Genomic DNA, 15394 nt, shown 5'->3' with positions numbered 1-15394 from the left:
ATCGTCCGGATGGCTCAGCTTTTTTACGATTCCGATGCCGATCTCTCGCTGCTCAGCGGCAAGACCATTGCCATCATCGGCTACGGCTCCCAGGGCCACGCTCACGCCCTGAATCTCAAGGACAGCGGCGTGAACGTGGTGGTGGGGCTGTATGCAGGAAGCCGCTCCGCAGAAAAAGCCAAGGCCGATGGTCTGGAGGTACTTAGCGTCTCGGATGCTGCCGCCAAGGCCGACTGGATCATGGTGCTGCTCCCCGATGAGTTCCAGAAAGAGGTCTACGACAAGGAAATCGCACAGCACCTAAGCGCTGGCAAGGTTCTCAGCTTTGCCCACGGTTTCAACATCCGTTTTGGCTTGATCCAACCTCCCTCCGATGTGGATGTGGTGATGATCGCCCCGAAGGGTCCTGGTCACACCGTGCGTTGGGAGTACCAAAACGGCCAGGGTGTTCCAGCCCTGTTCGCGATTGAGAAGGATGCCTCTGGCAACGCCCGTGGTCTGGCCATGGCCTACGCCAAAGGAATCGGAGGTACTCGCGCCGGAATCTTGGAGACCAACTTCAAGGAAGAAACTGAAACTGACCTGTTCGGCGAACAGGCCGTGCTCTGTGGAGGCCTGTCTGAACTGGTCAAAGCAGGCTTCGAGACCCTGGTCGAAGCGGGTTACCAGCCTGAGCTGGCTTACTTCGAGTGCCTGCACGAAGTGAAGCTAATCGTGGATCTGATGGTGAAGGGTGGTCTGTCAGCCATGCGCGACTCGATTTCCAACACCGCGGAATACGGCGATTACGTGAGCGGCCCCCGCCTGATCACCGACGACACCAAAGCCGAGATGAAACGCATCCTCGCGGACATCCAGGACGGGACCTTCGCCAAGAATTTTGTAGCTGAATGCGAAGCCGGCAAGCCCGAGATGAACAAGATCCGCAAGCGCGACGGAGACCACAAGATTGAGGAAGTGGGCAAGGGCCTGCGCTCCATGTTCAGCTGGCTGAAGGCTTCCTGAACAGGGCATCATCCAGCCCTTTCTCCTGGTGATCGCCGCGGCCGGTCTCGACCGGCTGGTCGGCGATCCCCTCTGGTCGCCACACCCTGTGGTGTGGATGGGCCGTTGTATCAGCACACTGCGGCGCAGCGTTGAACATTGGAGCGGTGAGCACCCTCAGTGGCTGCGTCTGGGTGGACTGGCCATCACGCTCGTTCTCACCCTTGGCAGCGCCAGCATCGGTTGGCTGATCGAACGGATTGCCCTGCAGACGCACGGCATGCTTCAGAGCATTGCGATGCTTGCTCTCGTTGCTGGCCTTGCCAGTGCGCTGGCAGCCAAAAGCCTTGAACAAAGCGTGCTGAATGTGATTTCAGCTCTTGCCTCCGCCGAGGAAGGAGATCTGTCAACAGCAAGACAGAAGCTCAGCTGGATCGTGGGCCGTGATACGACCTCACTCAGCAGGGATGAGATCCTGCGTGCCACCGCCGAAACCGCGAGTGAAAATGCGGTGGACGGTCTGTTCGCACCGCTGTTCTGGATGTTGGTGGGTGCAACTATCTGGAGTCTGGGATTGACCAACGCTCCCGGTCCACTGGCCCTGGCTTGGGGGTTCAAGGCGGCCAGCACCCTGGATTCCATGCTGGGGTACCGCAGAGGAAAGCTGCGCTGGCTGGGCACGGCAGGCGCACGACTCGATGACCTTCTGACCTGGCTGCCCTGCCGCTTGGTGATGCTGAGCCTGCCGATGGTGAGCAAGCCCTTGCGCCAGTGGCCAGCACTGGTCAGATCGGCTGAATCGGAGGGTCGGCACGATGCCTCTCCCAATGCAGGACGCTCAGAGGCGATCTATGCACACTGTGCGGGCGTGCAACTCGGCGGCACGAACCGTTACCGCGATCGCTGGGTGGACAAACCAGTGCTCGGTGCTGATCAGCCCAAGGCAGACCCAAAAGGGATCAACAGAATCCTTGAGCTGACGCAACGACTGGAACTGCTCTGGATCCTGATTACGGCCTTGTTGAGCTGGAGCCTGCAGGCAGGTCTTCAGTAAGCACCACGATCCATCGGCAGCAACAACACACCAAAGGTGCGCAGGATGATGGCCAGATCGATCAAGAAGGATCGACCGCGGGCATAAGCCAAATCAAGCCTGACCCGCTTGGGGTAACTGAGATTGTTTCTGCCGCTCACCTGCCAGAGGCCAGTGAGACCTGGCCGGACCGCGAGAACTTCATCCATGTAGTCGCCATAACGCCCGATCTCTTTGTTGACGATCGGCCGTGGGCCGACAACGCTCATCTCACCACGCAAAACATTCAGGAACTGAGGCAGCTCATCCAGGCTTGAGCGACGCAGAAACCTCCCGATTGGTGTGATGCGGGGATCGTTGCGCAGTTTGAAATCTCGGTCAAATTCAGCGCGCATCTCAGGTGAACGCTCCAACACGTGGGCCAGGACGGCATCAGCATCAGGCCGCATCGTGCGGAATTTGATGCATCCAAAGTTTCGGTAGCCACGACCAACCCGTTTCTGCACATAAAACACGGGACCGGGTGAGCTGAGTTTCACCAAAACGGCTAAGAACAGAAATAACGGCGAGCCCAACCCAAGCACTGCCGCTGAGAACACAACATCACCGCTGCGTTTCAGCGAACGTCCCAGTCGACTTTGCGCCCGAACCAGCGTGAGCGAAGACAGGCTCGAAGGCGGCGCTGCAACCAACTCCAGGTGACGACGAGAAGCGCGACGGCGCAGCTTGGACGGAGATGCCGAAAGGACGGGACGACGAGGAGCACTTACCACGCGTTGTCCCTTTCGTCTCAAACCAATCAACCTCAAGGCTGTGCATACGTCAGCTGTAAAGGGCCAGTAGCCCCAACGGCACAGAGCCAGCATGACTTCCTTACGGAACATCCAGACGTGTCTCACTACGCGACAGATTGATCAAGAAGTTTCTCAGGCGATTGCCGTCCCCGGCACCTGTCCCGAAGCTTGTGGGATGGCATCGATAAGCACGGCTCTCAACGGCCTCCTCGAAGAGGCTCTCCAGGAAGCCTCCATCGGAGAAACCACTCACTTCCACTGGCATGCCACAGCCGTGGGAATCGCAGCGCTCTGGCAGGGAGACGCCCCTCCCGGCACTCCGCCCTTTGATCAAGCCGTCACCGAAGGCCTGGAAGTCGGCCTGGACCTGAGTCGCGAAGAAAGGGAGTTTCATCAAGTCAGCGACGGCCTTGTGCTGCTATTTCACTCATAAGAGCAACTTTGAGCGATTACCAGCAATCTCTAGTCGTGGATCGATTGTCGATTGATCGCTGAGTGCGTCAAAGAGGCATGGGCTTTAGACCGACACAAAAGCCAAGTCCGAGATAGTCAGAGTCAGCCCGAAAACTGCCTTTGACCTGCAATGACTCAAACTCTTTCCAAGAACGTTTCAAAAACGGAGAGGGTGTGAGTCCATATAGGTCCCAAAAAGACGGTAAGACTCTGTCTGGGACGAACTAAAAGAAGATATACCGATTTCCAACAACACATCCAACAACACATTCACGGGACTGCCTGAGACCTCCTGAATCGAGTCCCCGCAAACGATTTCACGAAGAGATTCCCTCTACACGATTTCGAGTCGTGCCCCACCCAGGCACAAAAAACGGGATGGTTTCCCGGACCATCCCGTCAATCCTCTATTAATGTTTTCCCGTTTCCGTCAGCACCCCCTTCACCTGAACTGACTCAGTGTTGTGTATCAGGGTGATACACAAAGTCGTCAAAGGCACATTTCTAGAAAAAGTTCCTCTGGGCACAAAAGTCAGGGTTCTGCGTCAGCACCCCAGACAGCAGGGACCTTTTGAAACCCACTACGAAGCAAGTTCTTCCATAGAACCTCTGCGTCGTCTCTACGAAGGTGCTGGCGGGTCTTCAGAAGCGCAGGAGAACCATCAGGCATCGGTCTTCCCACATCTACGAAAACCTTGGGGTCCCTGGTCCAGGAATTGTCGTCCCTGTGAAACCGATATGTCCATTGCTCCTTACCAGGGGTCATCAACCAACCATCCATAAGCGAGTTCTCCGGGTAGTTCATCTGTTCTACTCCTGCTTGGTCGCGGCGACCGCAGAAGAAAACAGGAAGAAGGGCAAGGAGCGGGTGTTCGGAAACCCCTGAGTTGCTCCAACACCATGAGAAAAGAGGTCTGAGCACAAAAAGGGGGCGAATAAGCGTTCGGAAAGTACGTTCGGCTGCTTTTCTGCTTATGCTCTAGAAACATACATCCTTTCCGAACAGATGGGACGGAAAATCGGATACGCAAGGTGCTCAACCACCCATCAATCCACTGACTCCCAGGTGGATGACCTCAAGGCAGATGGATGCGAAGAGGTCTTCTTTGAAAAGGTCTCAAGCACCACGACCCTGGAGCAAAGGCATCAACTCCGTGCCTGCTTATCTGTTCTCCGCGCAGGAGACCTGCTGTGTGTTGCAAAGTTGGACCGCCTTGGAAGGAGTCAGGTCGAGGTCATCAACCGTCTGAACGATCTTCAGCAAGAGGGAATCCATGTAAGGACCCTGGATGGATTGATAGACACCAAGGCACTTGGCAAGATGGCACCTCTTGTCGTTGGACTCCTTACTGGTCTTTCAGAAGTGGAAAGGTCTCTTATTCAGGAGAGGAGTAGAGAGTCCGTAGAACACCGCAGAAAGACTGGAGGGAATCTTGGGGGGAGACCTAAGACCTCCAACAAGAAAGAGTCCTTGGTGCTCCGTCTGCGTAAAGAGGGTGAGTCCTATAGGTCAATCAAGGACCAGACAGGTCTGGCACTCGCAACAATCACGCGCATCATCAAAGAAGAGGAGGCGGTGTGATGGTGAAGATCCTTATTGGAGTTGGTCTTGGTTTCTTGCTCTTCTCAAATCCAGGTGCCCGCCAGATCACTGCTGATGCACTTCGTGCTACCGCTGATGCTCTTGCACCAGAGCAAGAAGAGACCTCATTTACAAATGACAAGAAATCAATAAATGGAGCAAGAAGTCCTATTAATGATCATTATTCTAACAAACAAGCAGTGTAATAACAGATGCCTCTCCGTAGATCCCATAAGGCATCGCTTGCTGCAATAGGAGTTATTGCTGGTTGGATATCTCTCTCTGCAATTAGCAATCAAAAAGAGATAAGACTTTTGTACTGTCGAGCAGACCAAGAAAGCGTGAATCAAGGGTTTTGCGAAACAATGAGATGCGAATACAAGTATTACTTCTTTGTTCCATTCTCCAAGTACTTGAGCAGGAAAGAATTCGGCGGTTATGACCCTATGGGATGGTGCATAAAATCGATGATTGATAATGCGAACAAATAGAAAATCCTGACTACCCTATGGAGACAGGAAATGCCTAAGCAGATGCCTCGTCGTAGAACCCTGGCAGCAATGGCACTCTCACTTTGTGCCTTGAGCACGACAGGTTGCGAGGGAGGAAATCATAACCTTCAAAGGTCCGTCGTTTGAATCGCCTTGGTTCAATTACCCTCCAAAGAAGACACTGAACCCTTTACAAATAAGTGGAGAAGAGAAATGGCACTCAGGTGATTACAAAGGTGCACTTGAAGATTTCGACGAACTAATCAAAGAAGAACCCAATAATGCTTATGAGTTCTACTCACGAGGATCAGCACTATTAAAATTAGGCAAACCACAAGAAGCACTTGATGACACGAACAAAGCATTAAAACTCAATCCAAACATTGCAAAGGCATACGAAACTCGTGGCGTTGCTAAAGCAATAACGGGAAATAAAGGCGGTGCTCTCCTCGACTTCAGAAGAGCAATTGAGATCGATGAAAACTTTTCAAGTGCTTATGCCAACCTTGGTGCATTGAAGTCAGACCTTGGCAACTACAAGGGAGCACTTATAGATTTGAATAAGGCATTAGAAATTGATCCAAATTTGGCATACGGTTACAGATATCGTGCAAAGAACTACGACAGACAAGGCAATATGACTGATGCCTGCAAAGATATGAAGAAAGCATCGTCACTTGGAGATGAAGTGGCAACCAGAAACCTTGAGATGAATCCTGGTGTATGCAAATAGGTGTGAGAGAGGCAGTGAGCGTGACCCCACCCATCGACACAGGTAACCACACCTGATCGATCTCCCCCTCACACTACGATTTTAGAGGCATGGATAAAACAAGGAAACCAGGCATACCAAGACCGAGTGCAGGATGCTGTGCTTGAGCAAGTCCTAGAAAAAAAATGAGAGCACTTCTGCTACTGATGCTGCTTTTACCTGTGATGCCAGCGAAGGCAGAGCAACCAGACATCAAGTGCCCAGGGAACAACACCGTTGAGATGAGATGGTGCGCCTCCAAGCGTTTGGATGAATCCAAGGCAGCACTTGAGAAGAAACTCTCACCAGGAACTCTGAAGCAATGGAGAGAGGCAACCAAGGAGGTCTGCTCTGCTGCCTATCGACCTTATTTGCAAGGAACGATTTACCCGCAACTGGTTGTTGGATGTGATGACCGACTCAACAGAGTTCTCCTGGAGGAGTTCAAAGGACTAGGCGAATGAGAATATTTCTCCTTCTACTACTTCTTGCCCTACCAGTCATGGCATCACCCAAATACAAAATCCAAGTTCGCAATCAGTTCGGTGGATGGCAGCAATACCAAACGGTTCACCACCTTCCTTCTGCCTCCAGGACAGCACAGAGCAAAGCAAGTCAATCAGGTAAGCAATACAGGATTGTTGATGAGGACGGGAACCTGATGGACCTCTTCTATCCCTAACCAGAGAACCTGGGTTGGTAGTTCTTCTTCACCAATTCCTTCTCACTTGCATACTTACTGTATTGAGGTGGATTCCACTTCTTGAGGAAGGTTGAGAACTTCATTGTGTGATTAGAAAACCAATCCCTAACACTGATTCTTCACCCATTCAGCAGAGCGTTCCTTGCCAAGATCTGCTGCTTTTCTCCAATCACGACAAGCACCCTCTAGATCATTTGCTAATTCTCTAGCAATACCACGATTCTCATAAGTGTTGGCATCCTTCGGATCAATCTTTAGCGCCTTGGTGTAATCAGCAATTGCTCCTTGATGATCCCCCAATTCATTCTTGGTGGTACCACGATTACCGTAAGCAATCGAATCCTGAGGATTGATCTCTATTGCCTCCGTGTAATCAGCAATTGCTCCTTGATGATCCCCCAATTTACTCTTGGCATTGCCACGATTACCGTAAGCAATCGAATTCTGAGGATTGATCTCTATTGCCCTGGTGTAATCAGAAATTGCTCCTTGATAATCTTCTAAATCATACTTGGCAATACCACGATTGCTGTAGGCATTGGAATGCTGAGAGTCAATCTCTATTGCCTTTGTGTAATCAGCAATTGCTCCTTGATAATCTTTTAACTCACTCTTGGCATTGCCACGATTGTAATAGGCATTGGCAGACTCAGGATTGATCTCTATTGCTTTCGTGTAGTCAGCAATTGCGCCTTGATGATCCCCTAATTTATTCTTGGAATTGCCACGATTGCCGTAAGCAATCGAATTCTGAGGATTGATCTCTATTGCCCTGGTGTAATCAGAAATTGCTCCTTGAAGATCTCCTAATTCATCCTTGGCGGCACCACGATTAATGAAGGCATCGGCAAAATCAGGATTGATCTCAATTGCCTTGGTGTAATCAGCAATTGCTCCTTGGTAATTGCCTTGTTCATATTTGTCTACTCCACTATTGTATGAATTGTTCGCCAAAGGGTTCGCACAAGCGGTAATCAACGGCGACCCAAGAGCAAGCACAGACAGTGCAGCAGCAATGGCAGTGGTCCTGCGTGACATATAAGAGGTGTTCTGCTTCCATCAATCTAGGAAGGGAGCACTGGCACAGCAATTAAAGATGCATCATGGAAGAACCAGTTTGATCTCATTTATCACTAACCAGGGAACCTTGGTTGATAGTTCTTCGTTGCCATCTCCTTCTCCCTTACATATTTCCGGTATTGAGGTGGATTGCACTTCTTGAGAAAGGTGGAGAACCTCATTCAGTGATTAGAAACCAATCCCTAACACTGTTTCTTCACCCGTTCAGCAGAGCGTACTTCGCCAAGATCTGCTGCTTTTCTCCAATCATCACAGGCACCCTCAAGATCATTTGCCAATTCTCTAGCAAGACCACTGATGTAGTAGGGATTGGCATGATGAGGATTAATCTCTATGTACTTATCGAGATCAGCAATTGCCCCTTTATAATCTTTTAAATTATATTTGGCAACACCGCGATTAAGATAGACAATTTCATCCTGCGGATTACTTTCTATTGCCTTATCGCAATCAGCAATTGCTCCTTGGTAATCTTTTAAATTATACTTAGCATAACCACGATTGTTGTAGGCAGCAGCAAATTCCGGATTAATCTCTATTGCCTTACTCCAATCATCAATTGCTCCTTGATAATTACCTTGTTCATATTTTTCTCTTCCAATACTATATAAATGATCCGCCAAAGTGTTCGCGTCTGCAGTCATCAACGGAGACCCAAGCGCAAGCACAGACAATGCAGAAGCAATGGCAATAGTCCTGCGAGACAATGATTTGGATTCTGATTCCATCAAGGTAAACAGATAATGCTACGAAGGCAATCAGAGATGTCTGAGGAAGAACCAGTCAGACCTCTTCTATCTCTAACCAGAGAACTTGGGTTTGTAGTTCTTCTTTGCCAGTTCCTTCTCCCTTACATACTTACTGTATTGAGGTGGGTTCCACTGCTTGAGGAAGGTGGAGAACTTCATTGTGTGATTACAGGAATGAACACCTTGAACTCCACCATTCAGTCCCCTATTGCAGGAGAAGAAATAGGTGAAGGTGCCCTTTACTGGGTAGAGGGAAGCACACTTCTCGTTGATCTTGCTCTCACGCTTCTGTGCATCCCTACAGAAGGGGCAGGCAAGAGTCCAACCCATTCCATCCCTGAACTGTTTCTTTTTGCAGTGAAGCAAAGATAGTTGCATCATCTGGATATACTTTTCCGTAATAGTCATTAGTTTAAAGCGAAATACAATTGCCCTTATTGGCACATGTACATTATACACGATTTATTCTATTTAGTCAATACTTATGTCGATCAATAACACTTGGCAGAACAACAATTATCCAATAGAATGAATACATAGGGTTCTTCGGCAAGCGCTGTGTACCTTGAACTTCTTAGTTGTCTATATAATACATAGAGTCTTTCAGAAATTCTACCTCTAAATAATTAAAGACCAAATATAAGAGTAGATGCCGAAGGCATTTTCACCACACGAAGTGGGGTGAAAATACTAAAGAAGCATCAAATAAATATAGGTGCTCTTTGCATCTCTGGCGACCTAAGACTGCTACTCACGAAGACTCCAGAGGTACCTCTAGAGACCAAAAGCAAATTCCACTCACATTTAATACACCAGTCAAAACGATGTTCCCAAAGAAGAAACAAAACAGGTTCCAACTTTCCTTTAAGACAAAGGAGGTTCCGGTTTATATGCCGATGGAAGAGTTCCTGATGGATGATTTAGATATTCCCACCAGGAGTGATACATACAAGATCGCACTTAAGAACCTGTACAGACAAAGAAAGCAGGCACACTTGGAGATCACATGAGGCAAGTCAAAATCAGTTCAGTCCAATATGAAATGCTTGTGGCATTAGGCAAACGATGGAGAATAAAAATAGAAGATCTGATCGCAGAACTTATAGAAGAAAACTACAAAAGTAAGACAAAGCGATAAGCAGCAATTGGTTTCTTGTTGACATCTAAAACGATGGGTCCCGTTGACCTCCAGAGGAAGTGCTTTGCGTCATTGATATATCAAATCCATTCTCTCAAAAAAAATCCCCCAGGTTTTTGAACTCCTAGGGGTTTTAGAAATCTGAGTCTGAGAAAACCAATATTTATTTAGTAGTACTTTGACCAGAGTCCATTGCGTTCCCCGTCGTATTCATTAATCGGTTTCAGACTTTCAATAAAGACATGAGGTTCGATGCCCATGTCCTTGAATTCCATAACCTTATCGCCAACAACCATTTTAAGTTTGGAGACAAAGGTATCTATGTACTCGCAGGTAAATGCCAATGACTCTTCAGTGGTCAAATGGTCATGAGTTAGACACCATGAACAGGAGACAGAAAAGTCCGTATGGTTGTATTCGACACGAGAAATGCCAGGAGTCTGCGATATTGCCCAAAGAACTCCTTTGTAGTCCTTTGAAAACTCAAGGCGCCCCTTGAGGGTGAAGTATGAGTGCTCTTTGAGAGTTTCAGGTGCTGGTATTTGGAGGATATTTAGTGATTCATGAGTTAATATATCGGTCGTCTTGACAAAAGACTTGCTAATTTGCGTCACCATGATACAAGAGAGATAGTGTGAATATGTTTTTTCTCGGTGTTCTCTCACCGATAGGGTTTTGAGTCAGTTTATTGACTAACAATTGCTCAACTAAGAGCAGCACAAACCTTTTGAGCACACCAATCTTCGACCTGAGACTTTACCCAGACGACAGAACGAGCACTCAAAGGAACTTGCTTTGGAAAATCCCCCTGCTCCATTAGTCGATAAATGGAGGATTTAGAGAGACAGGTGATTTCTTTGACCTGTTTCAGTCGCAGAAAATGTGAATAAGCGGACATAAGGGCAAAAAGCAAGAGGAAAGAAAGTCGGTTATTTGCTTTTTATCTTGTTAGACAGAGAAACCAGAGAGGGGATGTCTGGTTTAGAAAGACCCTTGCGGGCAAGTGATTATTTTATTTGTATCGCAGCGGAAGGTATGCTCCCTTCGTTTCGATGAATATAGTATAATCCAGGAGAACCCGACCCGCCGGTTCTATGTGCTGGTTTGTAGGATGACCTCCAAGTCATACCAGGTGGTCTCATGAGGTCCGACTAACTCAAACCACCCCCTAAATCGTCAGACCTTCATGCCCTGAGCAAGCAGAGCATCGCACCAAGAAACCATAAACTTTCTCCTCTCATTCAGCATCTCAGACCTGTCGTATGCCTTGCGAACTTTGTCCCCGATGCTGTGGGACAACTGCCTCTGAATCAGTTCAGCAGGAAACCCAAGAACATCTTGTCCTGCGGTCATCGGAATAGAACGCACTCCATGTGCCCGCAGAACCGATTTGTATCCCATCCGAATCAGATGCTGGTTGATGGATGAAGGGTTGATGTGTGGAGTGCCTCTGGACCTATGGGAGAAGAACACGAACTCTTCATCGCCAGTCACCTTCCGCAGTGAATCCAGGACATCTTTGAGTGGGTCCGTCAGAGGGACCAAGTGGTCCTGTCCGTTCTTCATTCGGTTGCCTGGGATGACCCAGAGGTCCTCTGCGGTATCCAGTTCCTCCCATCGCATCGGAACCAAAGAACCAACCCGGAGGAAGGTCATGAAAAGGACCTTCACCGCACCAACCATCACCAGAGTTCCGTTTGCCTTGTTCCCTTCCAACTCCTCGAAGAACTGAGGAAGTTGGTCCCAACGCAACGATGGATGAGGTTTGGGTTGGTGCTTGGTCTTGGTTCCTCTGGTCCCAAGAGCAGGGTTTTGGTCCCTTTCCATCCACCCCTGGTCAATCGCATGGTCAAAGACCCCACGCATGACCATCAGGTTCGTTTGTGCCTGAACAGGTGCCCTGACCTCCACGGAACGGAAGTAATCCATCACCAGTTCCCGTCCCTTCTTCCCTCCTTCTCCTTTGTGGTCCCAAGAGAGGTGCTCAACAGGAGTTTCTGCCCCAAACCTTGGAAGCACCTGGTTCCACAAGACATTTCGGTAGTTCTGCTTGGTTCTCTCTTTTGCCGTTGAGTTGGAGAGATAGGACTCACATGCCTGCTCGAAGGTCGGACCTGAGGACTGCTGAACCTTGTCCTGCTGTTCTTCCTTTTTCAGTTCCCTGGGGTCTCTGCCTGTCTCCCTGCTCCAAGTCTTGATGCGGTCCCATTCATCCCTTGCCTCCCTGAGAGACCACTTCCCAAGACCTTTTCCATAGACACCAATCCGCACGGGAACCTGCTTGCCCTTGCGCCCAGGAGGGAACCTCATACGTCCCTCAAAGGACTTTCCACCTCCTCTGGATTCTGATTCGATAACCAGAATCAGAGAGTTTCCAACAGAGACACTCCTTCTTCCTTGTCCTGCCTTCTCTGCCTTGACTTGCGAGTCAGAGAGGGACATCTCAGAAATCCAACAACACCGATTTTATCCAACAACACAACCCCCAAATCCAACAACACATCCGCGAGACACCCTGGTGTTTTATGCGACTATTCGAGACAACCAGGCATCAAAAAGTCCCTTACCGCAACGGGTTTGGGGCGACACGGAACCTACAAGGACTTACTAAAAACGGAGAGGGTGGGATTCGAACCCACGAGGGTGTTACCCCTACACGATTTCGAGTCGTGCGCATTCAACCGGGCTCTGCCACCTCTCCAAGCGCTCAAAGCGCATTATCACTTTAGTAGGCAGCCCTCTCACACCATGAGCAATCAGCCCGATTGGGGGCGAAGATTGCTGCGACGTAGTCGTTGAACTCGAGTTCCAAAGCGGACTGTCAACATGCGGCCCCGCTGGTCAGCGACGCCAACACTCAGTCCATCGCTCTGCAGACGCTGCCCTGGAGTGAGGGGGAACCGTCCTCTCTGTTCCACTTCAAGCGTGTGCGCCAATACGTTCCAACACACCTGCTGATCCGTACCCACCGGGTCGAGGACCGCAATCCAATCAAGCCGTTGATGACCAAGCCCATGACTCAGTCGTGTCGCGATTCGGCAACTGAGGTCATCGCCATGGCTGCTCAACATGGCCGCCCGACCTCGGTGGCGCAGCACCAACCACTGGCGTCCCCACTGCTCCACACGAATCAAGTCATCCCGAAGCTGAACCCGAACCTGCAGGCACACCGCCAACACAAGCCACAACAACGACAGACCGCGCCAGCGCTGCGTAGCGGGCATCAGCCAGGGGAGCAGCCCCAGAGCAAACAACAACACAAGCAGGGGATGCACCGGCCCTGTGAGCATCTGAGCCCCTGGCCACTGACTGATCCAGTGCACCAAACTGATCAGCCACCAACTCAACTGCTGCACAGGCCAGATCAACCAAGGCAACAGAGCAGCGCTCAGAGCAGCCGGCAGCAGCAACACCATCACAGCCAGTGCCATGGCGGCCAGCGTGAGTGGAGCTAGCAACGGAGCAGCAAGCAGGTTGCTGACTAATGCATAAAGAGGCGCTGCGCCGAAATACAGCAATTGCAGTGGCAAGGTCCAGAACAGAGCAGCAAGGGGAATCGAAAGCGCCGGAGCCAATCGATGCAAACACTGGGGCCAGTGCTGCACAAACCATTGCTCCAGAGAGCCTGCCGAAATCACCAAGCCGGCCGTCGCCGCGGCGCTGAACTGAAAGCCGATGAAACGCCCCCATGCCGGATGCACCAGCAGCATCAGCACCAGCGTGACCAGGAGCACCTCTAGCGGGCGACTGCGATGTCCGCTTTCACCAATTAGCAGTGCCGCTGCACCCATCAACACCGCGCGCACCACGGATGGCTGCGCACCCGTAAGGGCGAGAAACAAAGCCATAGCGCCACTCCCCGCAGCAATCCTCAAGGCCGCAGGCAACGTCTTGGCGCAAGCGAGTGTGCTGCCCAGCAGCACAGATAGGTGAAATCCAGAAGCCGCCAAGGCATGCGATAGGCCAGCCACCCGGAATCCATCGCGCAGGCTTTGCGGCAAGGACACCTGGGCACCTCCAAGCACCAGAGCCGCGAGCAAGCCACCTGACTGCTCTCCAGCGAGATCAGTGAAGCGCTGAGCAATGGTTCGGCGTGCATTAGCCAGTGGGGTCCAGTCTTGCCGGAACACTTGAATGGCATCAGTGCGCAGACGACTCCAAGTTCGCTGCAGAGCCAATCGCTCATCACCACTCGCCAACAGTGGGTGGGAGGCAGGTTGAGGACGGCGCAGTTCTCCCTGAACCTCAAGCCAAGACCCAGTCAGCAAAGGGGTCGTACAGGGATCGAGTGTCAGCTCCGTTCGCCCTCGACTGACCTGGCCATTAAGGCTGCTGACCTCCAGCAACGAACGGCAGCGACCGTTCGTCACAGCAGCGTCAGCGTGGATGCGGCCCACCAGGCGCACCACGAAAGGCTTGCCATCAGGAGGAATGAGCAGGCTGGGATCGCCTGGCTGAGGCTGAGGCATGGCGCCAGTTCCACAGCGAGCGCAGACCAGACAGAGCATCAAAGCGAGAGCCGCCATGGCCTTTTTCGGCCGATGAAAGGCTCGCCCCCAGACAGCCAGTCCGCCGACCAGAACCGCCACCAGGCTCAGCCACTGCTCTGAGGAGCTGACACAGGCCGACCCGATGCAGGCCATGAACAGCAACAACCCGGCACTGAAAACCGGTTTCATTCAGCACGATCGGAGTTGGAACGAGGGTTCCCCCGCAATCAGACAGCGGTGGTGGTTGCAGCAGCAGCGGCGGCGGGCTGTTCAAGTAACGGAAATCCCAGCGCTTCGCGCTCAGCCAGCCAGGCCTCCGCGACCTTGCGCGCCAGGTTGCGAATACGGCCAATCGTGGCCGTGCGCTCCGTCACCGAGATCACCCCACGAGCCTCAAGCAGGTTGAAGGTATGGCTGCACTTGAGCACGAAGTCCAAGGCCGGCGCAGGCAGATTTTTCTCAATGAGATCAGCGGCTTCCGCTTCATAGATCGCGAACAACTGCTTGAGGCGCTCAGGGTTAGAGGCCTCAAAGTTGAAATGGCACTGTCCTTTCTCAAAAGGAAGCCAGATATCGCCATAACTGCGGTCGGAATTCCAACTCAGATCCCAGATGCTCTCCACGTCCTGCAAGTACATCGCCAAACGCTCAAGCCCGTAGGTGATCTCAATCGACACCGGCTTGCAATCGATGCCGCCGCACTGCTGGAAATAGGTGAACTGGGTCACCTCCATGCCATCGAGCCACACCTCCCAGCCCACGCCCCAGGCCCCGAGGGTGGGCGACTCCCAGTTGTCTTCCACGAAGCGGATGTCGTGATCAGCAGCTCGAATACCCATCGCTTCCAGCGAAGCGAGATAGGTCTCCTGGATGCCATCCGGCGAAGGTTTGATCAGCACCTGGTACTGGAAATAGTGCTGGGCTCGATTGGGATTGTCGCCGTAGCGACCATCAGTGGGGCGGCGACAAGGCTCGGGATAAGCCACGGCCCAGGGCTCAGGCCCGATCGCTCGGAGCACCGTGTGCGGACTCATCGTTCCTGCGCCCTTTTCCGTGTCGTAAGGCTGCAGCAGCAGGCACCCCTGCTCGGACCAGAAACGGTTAAGAGTGCTGATGATGTCTTGAAAATGCATCCGTGCGCTGGAG

Annotated in this window: 17 protein-coding genes and 1 tRNA gene; 7 read left to right on the top strand and 11 right to left on the bottom strand. The window is 51.4% G+C overall.

The window, feature by feature from the left end; translation table 11 throughout:
- Positions 1 to 9: 9 nt before the first annotated feature.
- Together ilvC and cbiB are read left to right on the top strand one after the other, a co-directional pair.
- Positions 10 to 1005, top strand: coding sequence for a ketol-acid reductoisomerase (gene ilvC / locus SynBIOSU31_RS03525; protein WP_186492072.1), 996 nt, complete (start codon positions 10 to 12; stop codon positions 1003 to 1005).
- A gap of 28 nt (positions 1006 to 1033) precedes the next feature.
- Positions 1034 to 2038, top strand: coding sequence for an adenosylcobinamide-phosphate synthase CbiB (gene cbiB / locus SynBIOSU31_RS03520; protein ID WP_186492071.1), 1005 nt, complete (start codon positions 1034 to 1036; stop codon positions 2036 to 2038).
- Here the strand turns inward: cbiB and SynBIOSU31_RS03515 are convergent.
- Positions 2032 to 2790: a sugar transferase gene (locus tag SynBIOSU31_RS03515; RefSeq protein WP_255477419.1), complete on the bottom strand. Its 759-nt coding sequence runs from the start codon at positions 2788 to 2790 to the stop codon at positions 2032 to 2034. The two genes, cbiB and SynBIOSU31_RS03515, sit on opposite strands and share 7 nt — an antisense overlap.
- A gap of 196 nt (positions 2791 to 2986) precedes the next feature.
- On the opposite strand from SynBIOSU31_RS03515, the gene SynBIOSU31_RS03510 reads away from it, so the two are divergent.
- Positions 2987 to 3244, top strand: a complete 258-nt coding sequence (locus SynBIOSU31_RS03510; RefSeq protein WP_186492816.1) for a hypothetical protein — start codon at positions 2987 to 2989, stop codon at positions 3242 to 3244.
- Positions 3245 to 3796: 552 nt separating this feature from the next.
- Here the strand turns inward: SynBIOSU31_RS03510 and SynBIOSU31_RS03505 are convergent.
- Positions 3797 to 4030: a DUF1651 domain-containing protein gene (locus SynBIOSU31_RS03505; protein WP_370593703.1), complete on the bottom strand. Its 234-nt coding sequence runs from the start codon at positions 4028 to 4030 to the stop codon at positions 3797 to 3799.
- A gap of 240 nt (positions 4031 to 4270) precedes the next feature.
- Between SynBIOSU31_RS03505 and SynBIOSU31_RS03500 the strand changes: the two genes are divergently transcribed.
- The 4 genes from SynBIOSU31_RS03500 to SynBIOSU31_RS03480 all read left to right on the top strand — a co-directional run bounded on the left by SynBIOSU31_RS03500 (position 4271) and on the right by SynBIOSU31_RS03480 (position 6552).
- The gene (locus SynBIOSU31_RS03500; RefSeq protein WP_186492066.1) at positions 4271 to 4846 is read left to right on the top strand and encodes a recombinase family protein; all 576 of its coding nucleotides are present in this window, start codon (positions 4271 to 4273) and stop codon (positions 4844 to 4846) included.
- The gene (locus tag SynBIOSU31_RS03495) at positions 4846 to 5052 is read left to right on the top strand and encodes a hypothetical protein (RefSeq protein WP_186493195.1); all 207 of its coding nucleotides are present in this window, start codon (positions 4846 to 4848) and stop codon (positions 5050 to 5052) included. The genes SynBIOSU31_RS03500 and SynBIOSU31_RS03495 overlap by 1 nt, the downstream gene beginning before the upstream one ends.
- Positions 5053 to 5455: 403 nt before the next feature.
- A complete protein-coding gene (locus tag SynBIOSU31_RS14910) occupies positions 5456 to 6070 on the top strand; it encodes a tetratricopeptide repeat protein (protein WP_370593702.1) in 615 nt (204 codons plus the stop codon).
- A gap of 185 nt (positions 6071 to 6255) precedes the next feature.
- Entirely contained in the window at positions 6256 to 6552 is a 297-nt protein-coding gene (locus tag SynBIOSU31_RS03480) for a DUF1311 domain-containing protein (protein WP_255477337.1), read from the top strand.
- 344 nt (positions 6553 to 6896) lie between these two features.
- Here SynBIOSU31_RS03480 and SynBIOSU31_RS03475 read toward each other — a convergent pair whose 3' ends face one another.
- From SynBIOSU31_RS03475 to glyQ, 9 genes are all read right to left on the bottom strand, one after another.
- Positions 6897 to 7829, bottom strand: a complete 933-nt coding sequence (locus tag SynBIOSU31_RS03475) for a tetratricopeptide repeat protein (protein ID WP_186492063.1) — start codon at positions 7827 to 7829, stop codon at positions 6897 to 6899.
- A gap of 224 nt (positions 7830 to 8053) precedes the next feature.
- Positions 8054 to 8599, bottom strand: a complete 546-nt coding sequence (locus SynBIOSU31_RS03470) for a tetratricopeptide repeat protein (RefSeq protein ID WP_255477336.1) — start codon at positions 8597 to 8599, stop codon at positions 8054 to 8056.
- A 72-nt stretch (positions 8600 to 8671) separates the two neighbouring features.
- Complete coding sequence (locus SynBIOSU31_RS03465; RefSeq protein WP_186492061.1) at positions 8672 to 9028, bottom strand: hypothetical protein; 357 nt, start codon at positions 9026 to 9028, stop codon at positions 8672 to 8674.
- An 897-nt stretch (positions 9029 to 9925) separates the two neighbouring features.
- On the bottom strand, positions 9926 to 10375 hold the full coding sequence (locus SynBIOSU31_RS03460) for a hypothetical protein (RefSeq protein ID WP_186492059.1): 450 nt from the start codon (positions 10373 to 10375) through the stop codon (positions 9926 to 9928).
- 86 nt (positions 10376 to 10461) lie between these two features.
- Positions 10462 to 10656, bottom strand: a complete 195-nt coding sequence (locus tag SynBIOSU31_RS03455; RefSeq protein ID WP_186492057.1) for a helix-turn-helix transcriptional regulator — start codon at positions 10654 to 10656, stop codon at positions 10462 to 10464.
- Between the two features lie 278 nt (positions 10657 to 10934).
- Entirely contained in the window at positions 10935 to 12200 is a 1266-nt protein-coding gene (locus tag SynBIOSU31_RS03450; RefSeq protein ID WP_186492055.1) for a tyrosine-type recombinase/integrase, read from the bottom strand.
- Between the two features lie 172 nt (positions 12201 to 12372).
- Positions 12373 to 12459, bottom strand: a tRNA-Ser gene (locus tag SynBIOSU31_RS03445).
- Between the two features lie 55 nt (positions 12460 to 12514).
- Entirely contained in the window at positions 12515 to 14437 is a 1923-nt protein-coding gene (locus SynBIOSU31_RS03440) for a ComEC/Rec2 family competence protein (protein WP_186492052.1), read from the bottom strand.
- Positions 14438 to 14475: 38 nt separating this feature from the next.
- The gene (gene glyQ, locus SynBIOSU31_RS03435) at positions 14476 to 15381 is read right to left on the bottom strand and encodes a glycine--tRNA ligase subunit alpha (protein WP_186492050.1); all 906 of its coding nucleotides are present in this window, start codon (positions 15379 to 15381) and stop codon (positions 14476 to 14478) included.
- Positions 15382 to 15394 lie beyond the last annotated feature (13 nt).

Source organism: Synechococcus sp. BIOS-U3-1, from assembly GCF_014279975.1.
In the GTDB taxonomy this organism is placed as follows: domain Bacteria; phylum Cyanobacteriota; class Cyanobacteriia; order PCC-6307; family Cyanobiaceae; genus Synechococcus_C.
The sequence above is the reverse complement of the archived record's forward strand: the minus strand, read 5'-3'. Positions and strand labels throughout refer to the sequence as shown.